Source organism: Mycobacterium sp. SMC-17 (assembly GCF_045310915.1).
Taxonomy (GTDB): Bacteria; Actinomycetota; Actinomycetes; order Mycobacteriales; family Mycobacteriaceae; genus Mycobacterium.
This window is the reverse complement of record NZ_JBJIAK010000053.1, coordinates 23,601-38,134: the sequence shown is the minus strand read 5'-3', so window position 1 is coordinate 38,134 and position 14,534 is coordinate 23,601. Positions and strand designations below refer to the sequence as shown.

General features: G+C 67.0%; 13 protein-coding genes. 1 reads left to right on the top strand and 12 read right to left on the bottom strand.

Annotation, left to right across the window (positions count from 1 at the left end):
- Positions 1 to 166: 166 nt before the first annotated feature.
- Positions 167 to 1,366, bottom strand: a complete 1,200-nt coding sequence (locus tag ACJH7A_RS25385; RefSeq protein WP_406802923.1) for a hypothetical protein — start codon at positions 1,364 to 1,366, stop codon at positions 167 to 169.
- A gap of 164 nt (positions 1,367 to 1,530) precedes the next feature.
- Here ACJH7A_RS25385 and ACJH7A_RS25380 point away from each other — a divergent pair, with 164 nt between their 5' ends.
- A complete protein-coding gene (locus tag ACJH7A_RS25380) occupies positions 1,531 to 2,433 on the top strand; it encodes a pentapeptide repeat-containing protein (RefSeq protein ID WP_406802922.1) in 903 nt (300 codons plus the stop codon).
- Between the two features lie 3 nt (positions 2,434 to 2,436).
- On the opposite strand, the gene ACJH7A_RS25375 is transcribed toward ACJH7A_RS25380, so the two are convergent.
- The 11 genes from ACJH7A_RS25375 to ACJH7A_RS25325 all read right to left on the bottom strand — a co-directional run bounded on the left by ACJH7A_RS25375 (position 2,437) and on the right by ACJH7A_RS25325 (position 14,504).
- On the bottom strand, positions 2,437 to 2,955 hold the full coding sequence (locus tag ACJH7A_RS25375) for a hypothetical protein (RefSeq protein ID WP_406802921.1): 519 nt from the start codon (positions 2,953 to 2,955) through the stop codon (positions 2,437 to 2,439).
- A 49-nt stretch (positions 2,956 to 3,004) separates the two neighbouring features.
- Positions 3,005 to 4,795, bottom strand: a complete 1,791-nt coding sequence (gene eccE, locus ACJH7A_RS25370; protein ID WP_406802920.1) for a type VII secretion protein EccE — start codon at positions 4,793 to 4,795, stop codon at positions 3,005 to 3,007.
- 19 nt (positions 4,796 to 4,814) lie between these two features.
- A complete protein-coding gene (gene mycP / locus ACJH7A_RS25365) occupies positions 4,815 to 6,461 on the bottom strand; it encodes a type VII secretion-associated serine protease mycosin (protein WP_406802919.1) in 1,647 nt (548 codons plus the stop codon).
- A complete protein-coding gene (gene eccD, locus ACJH7A_RS25360) occupies positions 6,461 to 7,966 on the bottom strand; it encodes a type VII secretion integral membrane protein EccD (protein ID WP_406802918.1) in 1,506 nt (501 codons plus the stop codon). The genes mycP and eccD overlap by 1 nt, the downstream gene beginning before the upstream one ends.
- Positions 7,963 to 9,567, bottom strand: coding sequence for a hypothetical protein (locus ACJH7A_RS25355; RefSeq protein ID WP_406802917.1), 1,605 nt, complete (start codon positions 9,565 to 9,567; stop codon positions 7,963 to 7,965). The genes eccD and ACJH7A_RS25355 overlap by 4 nt, the downstream gene beginning before the upstream one ends.
- A gap of 61 nt (positions 9,568 to 9,628) precedes the next feature.
- A complete protein-coding gene (gene eccB, locus ACJH7A_RS25350; RefSeq protein ID WP_406802916.1) occupies positions 9,629 to 11,152 on the bottom strand; it encodes a type VII secretion protein EccB in 1,524 nt (507 codons plus the stop codon).
- A gap of 89 nt (positions 11,153 to 11,241) precedes the next feature.
- A complete protein-coding gene (locus ACJH7A_RS25345) occupies positions 11,242 to 12,111 on the bottom strand; it encodes an ESX secretion-associated protein EspG (protein ID WP_406802915.1) in 870 nt (289 codons plus the stop codon).
- Positions 12,112 to 12,200: 89 nt separating this feature from the next.
- Positions 12,201 to 12,491 (bottom strand): WXG100 family type VII secretion target, encoded by a 291-nt coding sequence (locus ACJH7A_RS25340; RefSeq protein WP_406802914.1) that lies wholly within the window; start codon positions 12,489 to 12,491, stop codon positions 12,201 to 12,203.
- Between the two features lie 40 nt (positions 12,492 to 12,531).
- Positions 12,532 to 12,855 (bottom strand): hypothetical protein, encoded by a 324-nt coding sequence (locus ACJH7A_RS25335; protein WP_406802913.1) that lies wholly within the window; start codon positions 12,853 to 12,855, stop codon positions 12,532 to 12,534.
- A gap of 87 nt (positions 12,856 to 12,942) precedes the next feature.
- Positions 12,943 to 14,178 carry a PPE family protein gene (locus tag ACJH7A_RS25330; protein ID WP_406802912.1) on the bottom strand — a complete coding sequence of 412 codons (1,236 nt, stop codon included), beginning with the start codon at positions 14,176 to 14,178 and terminating at the stop codon, positions 12,943 to 12,945.
- Between the two features lie 20 nt (positions 14,179 to 14,198).
- Positions 14,199 to 14,504, bottom strand: a complete 306-nt coding sequence (locus ACJH7A_RS25325; RefSeq protein WP_406802911.1) for a PE domain-containing protein — start codon at positions 14,502 to 14,504, stop codon at positions 14,199 to 14,201.
- Between the last annotated feature and the right edge of the window lie 30 nt (positions 14,505 to 14,534).

Sequence of the window (14,534 nt, the reverse complement as noted above, 5' to 3'; positions counted from 1 at the left end):
CTACTATTCCCAACTCGTGACCGGTAGACCGGCCGGATCACAGAAACCTGAGGGTGCATGAAACCCGGGACGGTTCACTTTGCCGCTGGCTGGCCAGACGAATCGTGCTTTCACGAAACCTTGTGCGCCAACATCATCGCGTAGCCAACGCTTGGAGTCAGCACATCTATGGGGCAGCGATGATGGATGGGATCGTCGGTTCTGGAGCCAGGCCGCCGTGCGCCGACCCGCCCTTAAAGGTGAGCTGGCCACCGCAACCGTCGGGAATGTAGTACGTCACCGACGGATTGGCTGCCGACATGGAGACGATCTGCTCAAGCGAGATCGGCCGCCACGGATGCATGTACGCCGGCGGGCTGATCCCGCCGAGCCCGCCGGTTGTCGTGCCGCCGAGTTCACCGGTGATGTCATTGGGACCTTTAGGGGCCCACGCCGGACCATTGATGTTGACCTTCGTCCACTCCCGAGCGTCATAGGTGTACTGCACCCATTGCTGTTGCCGCCCATCAACCATCCGGGTGTACGGCGTGTAATCCTGCCCGGACATGCGGAACGCATACTGCTCCTGAACATCGGCCATCGGCGGCGCATTGTCATCCGCCCACGGGCGGCCGCCGGGCACATAGAAGCCTGACGGGCCGGCCGGCCCCTTGGGCTGCCCGATTTGCATCGTGTCCTCAGGAAAGTCTTTGTGCCCCGTCCAGGGCGGCGGCGGGGTGTCCCCTGTGTAGGGCGGCGGCACGACATCCACCCACTGCCCGAACCGCTCATCGCCGACAAAGGGGTGGCGCGGGTCCACCGCCGCCTTCGGTGCGTTCGGATCCGCGCTGCCGCCGGTTTCGTTGTCGACCATTTGGATGTGGGGTCCGGGGGTGTCTTTGTCGGTGCTGTAGGTGAGGTTGCGGGCGTCGGTGGCCAGTTGGTCGGAGGCGCTGCTGGCGTTTTTGACGATGTTGGAGGCGTCGCTGACGTGGTTTTGCAGGGCCCGGTAGGCCGACAGTTGGGCGGCGTGGGTTTTGGCGGTGGCAGCAAAGGCGGTGGTGCTCTTGACTTTTTGGAGCACCATGTCGAGTTGGGTGGCACCGGTGTGGGAGACCTGGGCGGCTTGGGCGGTCAGCTGTTGCAAGGTGGTGTCGTTGCCGGCGGCGCGGGTCAGGTGGGGCACGGTCTGGTTGATCAGGCCGGTGTGGGCTTGGGCGCTGTGGCCGGATTGGGTGCCCATGGTGGTGCCGGCGGTGCCGGCGGAGGTCGCGGCCGCGGTGAGTGGGGCGGCACCGGTGGTGGCCGCTTCGGGGCTGGGGCCAAACAGCGACTGTGCCCGCTTGATTGCGGCCTCAGTGCGCGCGCACGCATCCATCAACGACATGAATCCAGGGTAATAGCTGCCACACCACCCACCTGCACTAAATTCCGCGCCCGCACGCCTGCAGCAAAGACCTCGCCGCCTAGGGAGCGCAGTGTTCGGCCATCGTGTCCGAACCTTCTGCCAGGCTTGGGCACAACCAAACCCAACCGACCACGGAGACCAGCATGTACCTCGCGCCAGACTCAGATCTAGCAGCCATCCACGCCAGGCTCACCGCGGCGGACAACGACATCGACGCGCGCGAGGCCGCGAAGGACCTTCTGGACCTGCTCGAGCGCAAAGCCGGCTACAACGACTACATGGCAGCCCTGCACATGTTCTGCGAACTGCTCAGCCGCCCTTACCTTTTCCCGAGGCGCGCATCGGCCTGCGTCGCCGACGTTCTGGAGGTAGCAACAGCGCCCTGGCGCCCGTTCACGCCGAACGGGATATCCAACAACCACAGCGGCTTGCGCCTGGACAACGCCCGTTTGGCAGTGGACGGCATCGACTTCACCGGCGCCGCGCTGCAACACGCAAGTCTGACCAGCGCTCACCTGTATAGGAAAACCATCCAGGGCGCGGACTTGACGGGCGCCGATCTGAACGGGGCGCTATGCGGGCACAGTAAGTTCGTCGACTGCCGTCTCATCGGCATCACGCTGGTCGAGGCCGAATGCCAAGGGCTGACCATCACCAACGGCGACGGTCGCCCCTTGAGCCAGCTCCCGGCTTGCCGGGCAGACTTCTCGGCCTCCGCACTCGACGAATGCGTCCTCGAATCGGTAAACCTGCAAGGAGCGGCGCTGGTCCGAACATCATTGCGGACGGCGACGCTCAGGGACGTCGATCTGCGCGGTGCCAACCTCACCGGCGCCAACCTGACCGGCGCCACACTGGCCGAGGTCGATCTGCGCGGCGCCAACCTCACCGGCGCCTATCTCAGCGGTGCCTCACTGGCCGAGGTCGATCTGCGCGGTGCCAACCTCACCGGTGCCGACTGCAGTAGACCAGCGACGTGGATCGATGTGCGGACGGACGGCGCGATCACCGCCGGCGCTGAACTCCCCACGCAGGAAGGCGACTGACGACTACCGGACGATTCCCTGCACCTTCGGAGCCACCGGGCAGCGCCCGAGCCCACAACACTGCTCGCAGTCGCCGGTGGCCACTCCTGCCGCGCAGGCCGGGCATTCGATGTGACAGCTCGGGCAGTAATCGCGGCCCTCACCGTCGGCCTGCACGCTGCTGTCCGGGTCGTCGACGTGCAGCCAGCCGCTGCGCGCCTCGCCGAAAAACGGGGCGATGCGGTCGCAGCCGTCGCACGCGATCAGCTCACCCAGGTCGCTGCGCGACAGCGGCGGCTCGCCGGTGCGCTGGCGACGCATATTCGCTGCGATCACCACGGCATCGCGCAGCTGGTCGGCGGTGTACATCCAGCCCGCACCATCCACCCAGGTTCGAGGGACGAGCTGCATGATCACAGGGCCCGGCAATCCACACGCGTGGCCCACCTGCTGAATGGTGAAAAGTGATGCCCCACGCAGGATTTGGGGACGGCCATGCCCACCGATCCACCTGATCGGGCGTTGTGCGTTGAAGACCGCCATGTCGTTAAGCCTAAATCCTGTGTCGCCCCGGCAGAGCACTGTTTTCGTCTCAGGCGACGTTCGGTTCCCCGGTCCAGGTCTGCTCATGGCGGAACACCAGTTGGCTGATGTCCATGCTCCGTGCGCCCTGGATGATGCGGATCGTGGACTCGTCAATCTGTTGGAAGCGCATATCGGGTGCGCCGGATTGGCTGCGCCCCAACGTGATTACCGTCGACGAGAGGCCAGCGGACGGCGCGATATGGGCGTTGTCATTGACGATGATCGAGGGCACGAACTCAGCGGGCCGGCCAGGAGTCACCACCGCGATGTTTGGTTCAGCGATCGACATCCATCGCTGCGGGTCGCTGGAGTAGATGGCGATTTTCTTGCCGGTCGCGGCGGTACGGATCAGCAATTGCCGCACATAGAAATCCGAGGTCGCCATGGTGATACGGGTCGGCCGCTGGGGATCGGTCAGCGGCCACATCACCAGGTCATCTCGCTGCACAGCGGGGTAAGCCGTGGGGATGTCGTGACGTGCGGACCCGACCAGGATGCCGGTCTCGCCAATCGGCACGGTCAGTTCTTGCGGTGACTCAAGGACTTTCACGGGCAGCTTCAACGGCGGGGCGCTGGTCGGCGCCGCGCGCAGCACCGCGTCATATTGGTCCCCCGGCAGAGTGTTCAGGAACAAGGTGGGCGGTCCTTGAGGAGGGCGGGGGTCGGTCGTGCGCACCAGGGACGAGACCAAGACCTTGCCGTAGTGGCGTTGGTTCGGGTCATGCTGTTTGCGCAGGATGATGGTGTGCACGATGTGATCGGCGCGCAGCGACCACATCCGGTTGAAGGCATCTGTGGTGATGTCTTCCGGCGAGAAGTAGTACGAGGTCACGTACCCCGGCTTGGTGTAGATGCGGTTCCACAACACGTCGATGCCCGGCCGGACACGGGGCTGGCGGACCTTGCGCGGCCGGGCCACAGGTCGATCGGCGGCGCGATGCCGGCCCAGCTCACTCGGTTCGTCGGCGTCCTCGTCGGGGCCGGCACCGTCCGCGGCGGCGTCGGCGGTATCCGCTTCGGCGTCGTCGAGCTCGTCGACGGGCTCGGGCGGCGTTGGTGCGACGGCCAAGCCCAGGCTCAGCGCTGTGAGCGCCGCGTTCAGATCCTCGGCGTTCACCGCGGTGGCACGGATGCCCTCCTGCTCAAGGGCTTTGATGATGCGCTCGGTGACCGCAGCGGCCGCCGCTCCCACCGACCGGCGGATGAGCAGACCGCGCACCGAGGTCGGCAGGTCCAGTCGCACGATGAGCCGGGTGGTGCGCTGGCCGGCGGCCGGCCGATCCGCGAGCAGGGTGCTGTAGAGCTCGGGATAACCCGTGCCCGAGCGCACACGCTGCCCGTCGCTGACAATGTCGATGCCGATATGCAGGTCTGCGGGCTGATCGAGCAGGCCGGTCAAGACCTCGAGCGGTAGTTCATTGGCGGTGTGCGACACCGTGGAGCCGCGAAGGTAGGTCGGCATGTAGGGACGCCCGTCGACGCGGATCATGGTTACCGCTTCGGTGCCGGCGGTGCGCACACCGTAGATCGCGTTGCCGTGGTGAATGTCCACCGCGGCTCCCACATGGGTGGCGTAGCGGCGCTGGCGCAGGTGATGAATCCGGGCCACGCACCAAGCGGCGAGGTTGCGGCGATGCACGGTGATCACCATCGCGGCCAGGGCAACGACGGTGATCGTGGCCCACGGCCACCACCCCCACTGCCACGGCCAGAGCGCGGCGAACGCGATGACCGATATGACTTCGGCGGCCGCGACCGGACCCAGGGTGGGGCGCACAGACACGGTGCGTGCTTTCATTTTGGCTTCCTATCGGCGGTCAGGGCGACATCCGGCGGCGGATCGCGATGATCGACGAGGCGATGATGGCCACGAGTGCGACCGATCCCGCGCCGATCAGCGCGACGTTGCGGCCGCGAAGGTCCGGTCCAGGTTTGGGCGGCGGGATGTGCAGAGCGGTGCTCAGATGCTCGACCGGCCGCGGATCGCCCGGGGGCACATCCCAGGTCAATGCGGCCACCGCGTCGACGACGCCGTAGCCGACCTGGTTGTCCACCCCGTGCGCCGGATTGTGTGCGGTCTCCATGATGCGGCGAATCACCTGATGGGCCGTCAGCTGCGGGTATTTCGCCCGTACCAGTGCGGCGATTCCCGACACGTAGGCGGCCGAGAAACTGGTCCCCCAGATGCCGTTGCCGTTGCCCGGGTCCGCCGGCGAGGCGTTGATGGGTGCGCCGTTGGTGCTGGACAGCCCCATGATGCGCAAGCCGGGTGCGGCCACGCCCACCCAGGGCCCGTTGATCGAGTCGGGCATCGGGACCCCTTCAGGGGTCACCGCCCCCACCGAGAGCACATAGTCGGAGAACTCGGCGGGGCTGACGATGGTGTGCACGCCGTCCCAGTCCCGCGGGTCCTTGGTGTTCAGCGCGTTGTAGGCAGGGTTCTGGCCACAATCCCGCTGATGTGGATCGTTGCGGTTGCCGGCCGCGGCCACGATCACCGCGTCCTTGTCCACCGCGGCGTACCGCACGGCGGCGCCCAATGCGGCCTGATCGACCGGGACCATGGCGTTGATGCAGGCCGCCAGGGACACGTTGATCACCTTGGCACCCAGATCGGCGGCGGTGCGGATCGCTTTGGCCAGCGACACCACGTCGCCGGCTTTGTGGTGCACCTCGTCCTGATCACCGGGCCCTTCGGGGCTGAAGGCGGTCGATGACTGTCGAATCGAGATCAAGGTGGCATCGGGCGCCACGCCGACGACGCCATCTGGGGCGCCGGGCGGCGGTCCGGGAACCAGCGGCGCGCACAGCGGAGGCTGGCAGTTCGCGTCGGCCCCGCCGGCGGCCGGGGCATCACCGGTCGGCGGGGGCGGTGGGGGCGGTGCCGGTGGGGGTGGCGCGGTCACCGTGACCGTCGACGGCTTCGGTGGTGGCGGCGGCGCGCTGGTCGGGGCCGGGTTCGCCGGTACCGCGGCCGGGGGCGGGGGCGGGGGCACACCGGCGGGTTTGGTCGGGGGCCGGTCGGCCGGGTTGGAGGGGGCCGCGCCGATGATGCTGGCCACCACGGTGCCGTGGTTGTCGCAGTCGCTCAGGCCTCCATTGGGCAGGCCTTGCACATAGTCGCCGCCGGCATACAGCGCCGGGAATCGCGGATTGGGTGTCACACCGGTGTCGATGATCGCCACCGCCACGCCGGCGCCGGTGGAGTACTGCCAGGCCTGCTTGATGTTGAGCATCGTGTTGCCGGGGGCCGGCTGGGTGACGTCGGGGTCGGCGATGACCGCCGGAACGATGCAGGCCTGGGTTTGGCGCACCGGGGTGGTCGGTCCGGGCGTCTCCGCCGGAGGCAACGCAGCGGGGTCGATGACCGGCGGTGTGATCGCCAAGGCCATCGGGGGCGCCATCACATTGGCCGACAGTAGAGCGGCCGCGCCCACCGCGGCGCCGATGTGTTTGATCGACATCAGTGGTACCTCGCGAAATGCAGCAGGTCGATGGTCCACCCGGCGAAGACGATGATCACGGTGATGGCGACGTACTCGATGTACTCGGCCAGCTCGCGTACCGGCGCCGAGAACGACCGCGCCGGGACGACCGCACCCGCCACCAGCGCCAGCAGGGCGATACCAATCAGCGCCGCGCACGAGGCCAGCGCCGGCCAGGTCGATCCGGCGGGCGCGGCCAGGCCGTAGTGCGCGGGGATGGCGAACAACGACAGTGCCGCTCCACTGACCGTGATCGTCGCGTGGCGGCGGTCCCGGAACGCGCGGGCCCGCGAGATGATGGTCAGCGCGACCGTGGCAGCCAGCGCCACGAAGGTCCACTGGGTTCCGACACCGGGGTGGATGGCGCACCAGGTGGCGGCGAGTTCGACCAGCGCCGTGCCCAGGGTGATCCCGGACAGCACGCGGTTGGATCGGTTGGCGACCTCGGCCAAGGCGGGGCCGCGCAGGGTGATGTCCTTGTCGCTGTCCTCGACCGGGGAGATGGTGTCTTCCTCGTCGCCGGGGTTGCGGTAGAAGATGTCCTTGCCGGTGATCGAGTCGAACGACTGCTGCGGCACCTTGGCCAGCATGCGTCCGATCGGTGGGGCGGCGATACTGATCAGCAGCGCTGCGACCAGCACCACCACGGCGATCCGCTGACCGGGCACCGTGAAGAACATCCGGGCCACCGAGGCCCCGATGACCGCCGTCGACACCGTTACCACCGCGACCGCGGGAACCCAGTTGCGGCCGGTGAACCGGGCGATCCCCAACGCGCTCGCCAAGGCGACCACCGCGGCCAGGAAGGCGTGGGGTGCGCCGGGGTGGGTAGCAGGTGGTGCGGTCGCCGCCGTGGCGACCAGGGCGGTCACGCTCGCCCACGTCAGTGCCGAGGTGACAAACCGCTCGGCACCCAAGCGGCCGGTCAGCATCGAGGCGGCCGCCAACCCCAGCGCTGCCCCACCGAACAATGCCGGCACCAGCCAGTTGAAGTCCGATGCCCACCGCAGCCGCCACAACAGCACACTGGCGATGGCCAGAGCGACCAACGTCAGCGCCACCGCGGTCCGGCGAGCATCGGTCAACGACACCGCCGGGAAATGCGCCTTGGCGTATTTGGACAGCGCCGCGGACACGTTCTCGACATTCGGCTCGTAGCGCTGCGCCGACTTTGCGGGAATGAGCGCCAGAAGGTCGCCGTCAGTAATGCCCTGCTGAGCCAGCGACAGGTTGCCCGGCAGCAGCGTCATCCCCGCCGCGCGGGCGAACACGTAACTGCCCGCCGGCAGCTCGGATTGGCTGCGGCCCAACAGGATCCGGTTGACCGTCTTGACAACTGGGTCCGCCAGCCGACTCAACGGCACCGCCGCCGGCAAGAACAGGTCGATCAAATGGTCCTCACCGACCAGGAACCGCACCCGACTCGACGACGGCGTCTGAGCCTGCGTGCCAGTGGCGGTCAGCCGATCGGCAGTGGCAGTCATCGACGCACCTGCCGCGGTGCGTCGGTGGTGGCCGCGAAATGCTCGGCCAGGGCTGCGCACACCTCGAGCACCCGGCGGCGCGTCCGCTTGCTGACCCCGTCACGCATGTCGATCACGCCGCCCGGGCGCACGTGCTCGTCGAAAGGCATCACGAACACTTTCTGGCCGTGTCTGGCGAACTGGTCCTTGAGGTGCTCGAGGTCCTTCTTGCTGACATGACCATCGCTGTCATTGATGATGATCACCGTGCGCTGCAACAGCCCGGTGTAGCCGTTGTTGGCCAGCCACTCCAAGGTGTCCCCGGCCGCGGACGCCCCGTCAAACCACGGGGAGGTCACCACGATCAGCGCGTCAAGGGTGCGCAGCACATTCCTGGTCACCTCGGAATCCATCGTCGAACCGCAGTCGATGATCGACAGACTGAAATGCCGGTCGAGTTGCTCGACTGCTTCGTTATAGATCTTTGAATCCAGCACACGGCGGCGGGCGGTGGCCTTCTCCCCGACCAGCACGAACAGGCCCGAGGCGTTACTGCCCACCCGGCTGCGAATGTCCGAGAAGCTGTCCAACCGCTTGTCGGCGGCCACCTCCCAGTACGAGTTGCTGGCCTTGGGGTCGATCCGGGGGCCCAGCTTGCCGAAAGCGGTGTCCGCGTCGATGGCGATCACCCGATCGTCTTGGCGGTACTCGGCCAGCAGCGAGCCGACCATCGCGGCGTTGGTGCTCTTGCCGACACCACCTTTGCCCAACACGCCGATGCGGTACTTGCCGCGCAGCAGGGAGCGAGTCTTGGCTTCCAGCTCGGATTCATAACGCTCGTCCGCGGACTGGCCCAAGTTGATCCGGGTCACCATGTACACCGCGTGACGCCAGCCCCGCTTGGGCGGCACGCGCCGCTCGGGCACCATCTCCTCGCGGCGAATCGAGTCCGAGTAGTTGTACTTGGCGGCCGAGCCCTGCGCACCGCCGGACTGTTGAGGTGCGGCCGCGGGCTGCTGCTGAGGGACCGGCGGCTGAGCACCGTGCGGCGCGTAGTGCTGCTGCGGCGCGAACTGCTCTTGCGCGTACTGCTGCGGCGCGAACTGCTCTTGCGCGTAGTGCTGCGGCGGTCCTTGCGGCGGCTGCGGCGGGTAGGTCGGCTGCTGCGGCACGGGCCGAGAACCGCTGTCCTGCTGCGCATCCCACTGCGGGGGACCCTGCGGCGGGAACAACTGCCCCAGGTTCTGTGTCGGTTGATCCCCCCGGGGCGGCGGTGGGGGGCCGGGGCGCAGGCCGTAAAGCGGCGGCTGCTGATAGTTGGCCGGCCACGGCGCCTGCGGCGTGGTGGCCTCGCCGGAGGTATCGGCCGGCGTTTCGCCGGCGGCCGGCGGCGGCGCGACATCGGCTCCTGGGTCGCGGCGGGCCCACGCCGGCAGCGCGGACGGCGGTACGACCGAGGTGAGCTCGTCCGCGGGCTCGGCATCGGCCTGGTGAAGGCCATGCTTGGCACGAAACCGCTCGCCCCAGCTGCCATCGAGCGGGGTGGGCGGGGTGACCGGCGCCCCCGCAGGGTCGGCGGGTGTGTTCTCGTCGTCGTACAAATCGTCGTGACGCTCAGTCATATTCAAATCCTATCAACGGTTTTGGCTGGTATCTGCACAAATTTTCCAACCCTCGACATCGCTAATGTCCTTGTGCCGAAGCGCTTTTCGTGGGCAGCACGGCAACCGGCCCGTCCGCGCCAACAGCTCCCCCGTGCTGGGTGGCGGCATCGGCGGCAGACAGCGCCGGGCCAGCGGCGAAGGTCCGGATCAGCGACCACGGCGCGCGGCCCGCCGAGGCGGTAGTGATGCCCAAAGGCTTGAGCGTGCTGTCCTCCAGGGCGACGCCATAGCGCACACCGTCATCGGAGACCCACCACATCGCGTCACGGCTCACCGACGCGGGATCAGCATTGGTCGTCATGACCAGGTTGGTCGAACCCGGCGCGATGTACACCTGGTCGGCCTCAACCGCGGCCAGGCCATCGCCACTGTCTTTGACCAGTGGCTGAACCCGCCCGTCCTGCGACGGCGGAATCGGCAGACCCTGCCCGGACAGCACCTGCACCGAGGCCGCCGTATCGCCGTTGCTCTTGGACCAGGCCAGGCAGGTCGTACCGTCGACGGTGGTGTCCACCAGATGCAGCCGCGTCGGCGGGTAGTAGGACACCGGAAGGCTGTTGACGACCGGCACCGCGGCGAGCTTGTCAGGGCTGACAGCCACAGGGGCAGTGTCCCCAAACGAGTTGGCAGAGCGCAGAAGTGAAGCAACGAACGTCGAAACTCGTTGCACCCCATTGGGCAGCAAGACGTAGTACAGCTCTTCCTTGCTTTGTAGATCCCGCTCGGACAGGACCGAGCCGATCACGACACCATTGCCCAAGTTCCACGGTGACGGCTGGCCGGCGCCCGGAATGGCCGGGACGATCAGCGGGTCGGTCGCCGGGATCGCGTCATATAGTGCCGTGGACATCGGAACCGGTTGCGGGGCAGCCGAATCCACACCCAGGGCCAAAGCCACCGCCTTGTTATTCAAGTCGATGTCCGAGCGGTGGCCATCCCAGACCACGAACGTCGTGTCGCCGTGCTTGGCCAGCACGGCATTGGGCATCTTGAGCGGCTGGCTGCGGTCGCCCAGGGTGACCGGACCGGCAATGCCGGTGACGATCGGGGCGTGCCCGGCAGAGGTTGTCGCGGTGGCCGCCGGTGCGGTGTCGCACACGGCCCAAGCTGACTCCATCCCGGTGCGGATGGGCATTGCCGTTGGGGCGCCGACGATTCCAACCTGCGGGCCCAAGGGGTACTTGGCCAGCTCGTCGGCTTTGACGAACGTGGGTTGGACGTGTTGACCAGAAATCAGCTGCGCGCTCACCAAGTTCAGTGCCCGGTGCAGCTTGCCGTCGACCAGCACATAGATCTGGGGACTGTCCCGGTCGGCCAGGATCGGTGAGCTGCCCACCTGGCCGGCGGGTTTGATGTAGCCCATCAGTGCCGACAAGGCGATCGCGATCAGAAGCAGGACCGCCCCGAGGATGGCTGCAGAGATGCGGCGCTGCTCGGGGTCGTAGTCCAGTCGCACACCGTGGTGAGACAGTGCCGCCGCGTTGCGGCGGTTCCAAAAATAGTGCGCCGTAACTTGCAGTCGGCTCGCGAGATTCAACGCCATAGTCAGTACACTACCGGCGCCCAAAGGGCCTTATCTGCACTATTTCTCCCACCCTCGACAGCTATCCGGCCTCCCCCGGCCAGCCCCTCTTACACTAGTTGGCCCACGGCCAGGAATTCAGCTAGGTCCTGCTCCAAGCTCGCCTCTGTCGTCGGCCAGATACTCATCCACTCGGTGCCGTCAGCGCCGGGCTTGGTGACAAACGTGACGCGGCCGTATTCGGTATCGGCCACCGTCAACACCCGCTCATGTGCGCGCAGCTGCGCGCCACGATCCAAGATGGTCACCACGGCCATGGCCGAATCGTCGAGCTGGGTGGCGGCAGTGACAACCTGGGCGTCCCACGGGCTGAGCCCGACCGACTTCAGTGCCGCCGTGATACCCGCGGCACCGGCCCCCGCGCTCGCTTGAATCGCCTGCATCAGAGCCGCTTTGGGGACATTGATGCCATCGATGTCCGCTGGCGGACAATAGCCGAACGCGGGCAGCAGCATCCGAGTCATCAACGCTGTCTGCCCGTCCAGGCTCTGCGACTCGCCGACCCCGCCGATGACAATTTCGTCGCCACTGCGGGCCGCCATCGCCAGGTACCGGTTCTGATGCCGGCAGATCACCATGGTCCGTTCAGATACGGTCGGCCCGTAGGTCTCAGTCGCCGGTTCATTGGGGATGCGGATCGCGAGTATCACTTCGCGATCCGGCCGGCTGAGCACCGTCATCCAGTCCCGCACCACATCGTCGACGCGGCCGTTGGCATCGATCACCGGCGGCGTCGTCCTGCGCAGGCAGTCGTATTCCGCTGTGGCCGTGAGGGGCACCGAACCAGCGGTGGTATCCACCATCATGTCCGAGTGCACCGAGGGAATGTAGGGCTTCAGGTGGCCCAGGCCGACGGGCATCGTCTCGGCGCCACACAGCGCTTGCAGCACCCACAGCTGGTTGACCGTCGTCGTCAACATGCTTGGCCCCCTTCACGATTCACTGCGAAAAAGGAGGGCCGCCGAAGCAGGCCCTCCTTTTTCTTTCTTATGTGGTGCTTGCGGAACGGTCAGACGCCGTGGAAGCTGCCAGCACCCTGGATGTCGGTGTTGTTGAAGTTCTGGCCGGCGGTGTCCAGCGCGTCACCATGCCGAAGCATGACCTGCTTGCAGTCGTCGACGGCCTGGTTGATCAGGTTCTGAACCTCGGTGTAGGAGTCACCGGCGTGCTTGCTGTCGAAGTATGCCTTCGAGGACTGGAGCAGGTGAGTGGCCTCCTGGTGCAGGCCTTCGAGTTCACCGCTGAAGTTCTGAACGCTGGAGACACCATCGAGGATGCCACCCTGGTCGGCGATAATCATATTGTGTTGCCTTTCAAAGAGTTTCGGGTGCGGATCGGATTCAGGACTGGAACGAGATGCTGCCGGCGACCTGCTGCAGGGCAGCGTGCGCGTCGGAGTCGGTGTGCGCGGTGTCCGCGCCGACCTTGCGCAGCACGTCGTTGATCTGCTTGAACCGGTTCTGGACCTTGTTCTGCGCATCGGTGACGTCCTGAGCAGTCAGCACGTTCTGGGAGCCGGCGTCGCCGACCAGGTGCTGACTGGCCTGCATGTTCTGGATCGCTTCGTTGTAGCGGCTCATCAGGTCGACGATCCGGTGCGACACATCATCCATCGACCCAGCCAGGGTGTCAGTCTGCTGGTGGTCAATTGTGAAACGGGACATTCGGGGTTCTCCCTTGAAGTGTGTTGTGCTTGTGGTCTTTTCATTTTATTTCGGCCGCGGAGTGCTCCGGACACTAAATTTGGCGCATCAGATGCTTTGCCTCTCCCCCCTGTTCGCCCCCCGGGACGTCACCTGCATGGTGCGGCCCGCCTTCTGTTCGGATTGCGCCGAGCCGCCGGCGCCCGCCATCGATGCCGGAGGCGCGCCATACAGACCGCCGCCGCCAGGGCCGCCCGGCCCGCCGGCGCGCGCCGCGCTGGCATCACCGCCACCAGCGCCGCTCTGCCAGCCACCCGGCAGGGTCGGCGAATTGGGCGTACTGAAACTGCCGGCGGGGCGCACGAACGAGCTTGACAACGCCGAGGTTCCGGTCGTCAGACCACCGCCGCCACCCCCGGCGCCGCCACCCAAGGCGCTACTGAGCCCGCCCAAGCCACCGACCGAGGACACCGGGGCAATCGCTCCGGCCGCCTCCGGTGCCAAGCTCGCCGCACCGGGTGCGCCCATGCCTTGCATCAACGGCCCGAGCAGCCCCTGGAACATCTGCGGCGCCTGCCCCGCCATCTGCGGCAGCTGACCACCCATCTGCGTGATCTGCCCGAAACCCGATCCCAGCTGACCGACGATGCCGCCGAGCTGGCCGGCCATCGAACTGCCCATGTTCTCGGTGCCTTTGGCCGGCATCTCGGCGGCCTGCGTCACGGACTTCGAACTGGCCGTGACCGCGTGCCCGGTGTCCCGGGCGGCGGCCTCAGCGACCGCTTCCGCCGGGCCGGCCGGGTTGGTGACCATCGGCGCGAACGGAGCCGGTGTCGCCGTGCTGATGTTCGACGCCGTCACCACGGCGCCGTACGCCGACCGCGCCGTGGCATTGGTGATCCAATAGCCGGTGTAGGTGGCTTGATTGACCCCAATCGCGGGTGTGTTGACACCCAGAAAATTGGTGGCCACCAACGTCGCCAGCTCAGCGCGATTCTCCAGACACACCTCGGCGGGGACCATCTGCGCGAGCGCCATGCCGTGCGCTTCGGCCACGGCCGCGGCCTCCAAGCTGCCCTGCTGGCACCACGCCGAGACCGCCTCGCACATCGCGATGAACTGACCGGCGGTCATCTCCATCGCCGCCCCGCCGACGCCCTGCCACGCGACCATTGCCGTCGACGTGGTGTTCAAGCCCATGGCGGTCATCTCGGCGATCAACATGTCCGCGACCGTCTGATGTCCCGCCGCGGCATCAAGCAAACTGGCGCCTTGATCGCCGGTCGCCATGATCTGGTAGGTGACTTCCGGTGGGTAGATCGCGGCGTCGCCGAACGCTCCCATAGAGTGAGCCGCTGTCCGGGCTAGATGGACAAAAGCGCGGTGTCAATGGTGTCCACGGCGGCCATCGCCGCGCCGTTGGACCCCACCGTCGCACTGAACAGGCCCCGGATCGCCGACAGCGCCTCGAGCACCGCAGCCGTCTCCACACCGCGAGCCACGTGCGCCGCTGCGGCCGCGATCGACGCATCGTCCGCACCCGGGGGCAACACAGTGGTCACCATCGGCGCCACACCGCCCATCGTCGCGGCCATCGTGCCAGCGCCAGCCGCTTCCTGGCCGGCCGCCATCGCGACAACCGGCGCATCCATCAGCAAGGGCACACCCATAATCTTTTCCTCCCCGGTCGGGTTACATAC

What these genes read in the sequence shown, in the direction of transcription:
- ACJH7A_RS25335 (WP_406802913.1), bottom strand. Translation starts at nt 12,855, where the DNA reads ATGTCCCGTTTCACAATTGACCACCAGCAGACTGACACCCTGGCTGGG.
- ACJH7A_RS25330 (WP_406802912.1), bottom strand. Translation starts at nt 14,178, where the DNA reads ATGGGAGCGTTCGGCGACGCCGCGATCTACCCACCGGAAGTCACCTAC.
- ACJH7A_RS25355 (WP_406802917.1), bottom strand. Translation starts at nt 9,567, where the DNA reads ATGACTGAGCGTCACGACGATTTGTACGACGACGAGAACACACCCGCC.
- eccD (WP_406802918.1), bottom strand. Translation starts at nt 7,966, where the DNA reads ATGACTGCCACTGCCGATCGGCTGACCGCCACTGGCACGCAGGCTCAG.
- ACJH7A_RS25375 (WP_406802921.1), bottom strand. Translation starts at nt 2,955, where the DNA reads ATGGCGGTCTTCAACGCACAACGCCCGATCAGGTGGATCGGTGGGCAT.
- ACJH7A_RS25345 (WP_406802915.1), bottom strand. Translation starts at nt 12,111, where the DNA reads ATGTTGACGACGACGGTCAACCAGCTGTGGGTGCTGCAAGCGCTGTGT.
- eccE (WP_406802920.1), bottom strand. Translation starts at nt 4,795, where the DNA reads ATGAAAGCACGCACCGTGTCTGTGCGCCCCACCCTGGGTCCGGTCGCG.
- mycP (WP_406802919.1), bottom strand. Translation starts at nt 6,461, where the DNA reads ATGTCGATCAAACACATCGGCGCCGCGGTGGGCGCGGCCGCTCTACTG.
- ACJH7A_RS25380 (WP_406802922.1), top strand. Translation starts at nt 1,531, where the DNA reads ATGTACCTCGCGCCAGACTCAGATCTAGCAGCCATCCACGCCAGGCTC.
- ACJH7A_RS25325 (WP_406802911.1), bottom strand. Translation starts at nt 14,504, where the DNA reads ATGGGTGTGCCCTTGCTGATGGATGCGCCGGTTGTCGCGATGGCGGCC.
- eccB (WP_406802916.1), bottom strand. Translation starts at nt 11,152, where the DNA reads ATGGCGTTGAATCTCGCGAGCCGACTGCAAGTTACGGCGCACTATTTT.
- ACJH7A_RS25385 (WP_406802923.1), bottom strand. Translation starts at nt 1,366, where the DNA reads ATGTCGTTGATGGATGCGTGCGCGCGCACTGAGGCCGCAATCAAGCGG.
- ACJH7A_RS25340 (WP_406802914.1), bottom strand. Translation starts at nt 12,491, where the DNA reads ATGATTATCGCCGACCAGGGTGGCATCCTCGATGGTGTCTCCAGCGTT.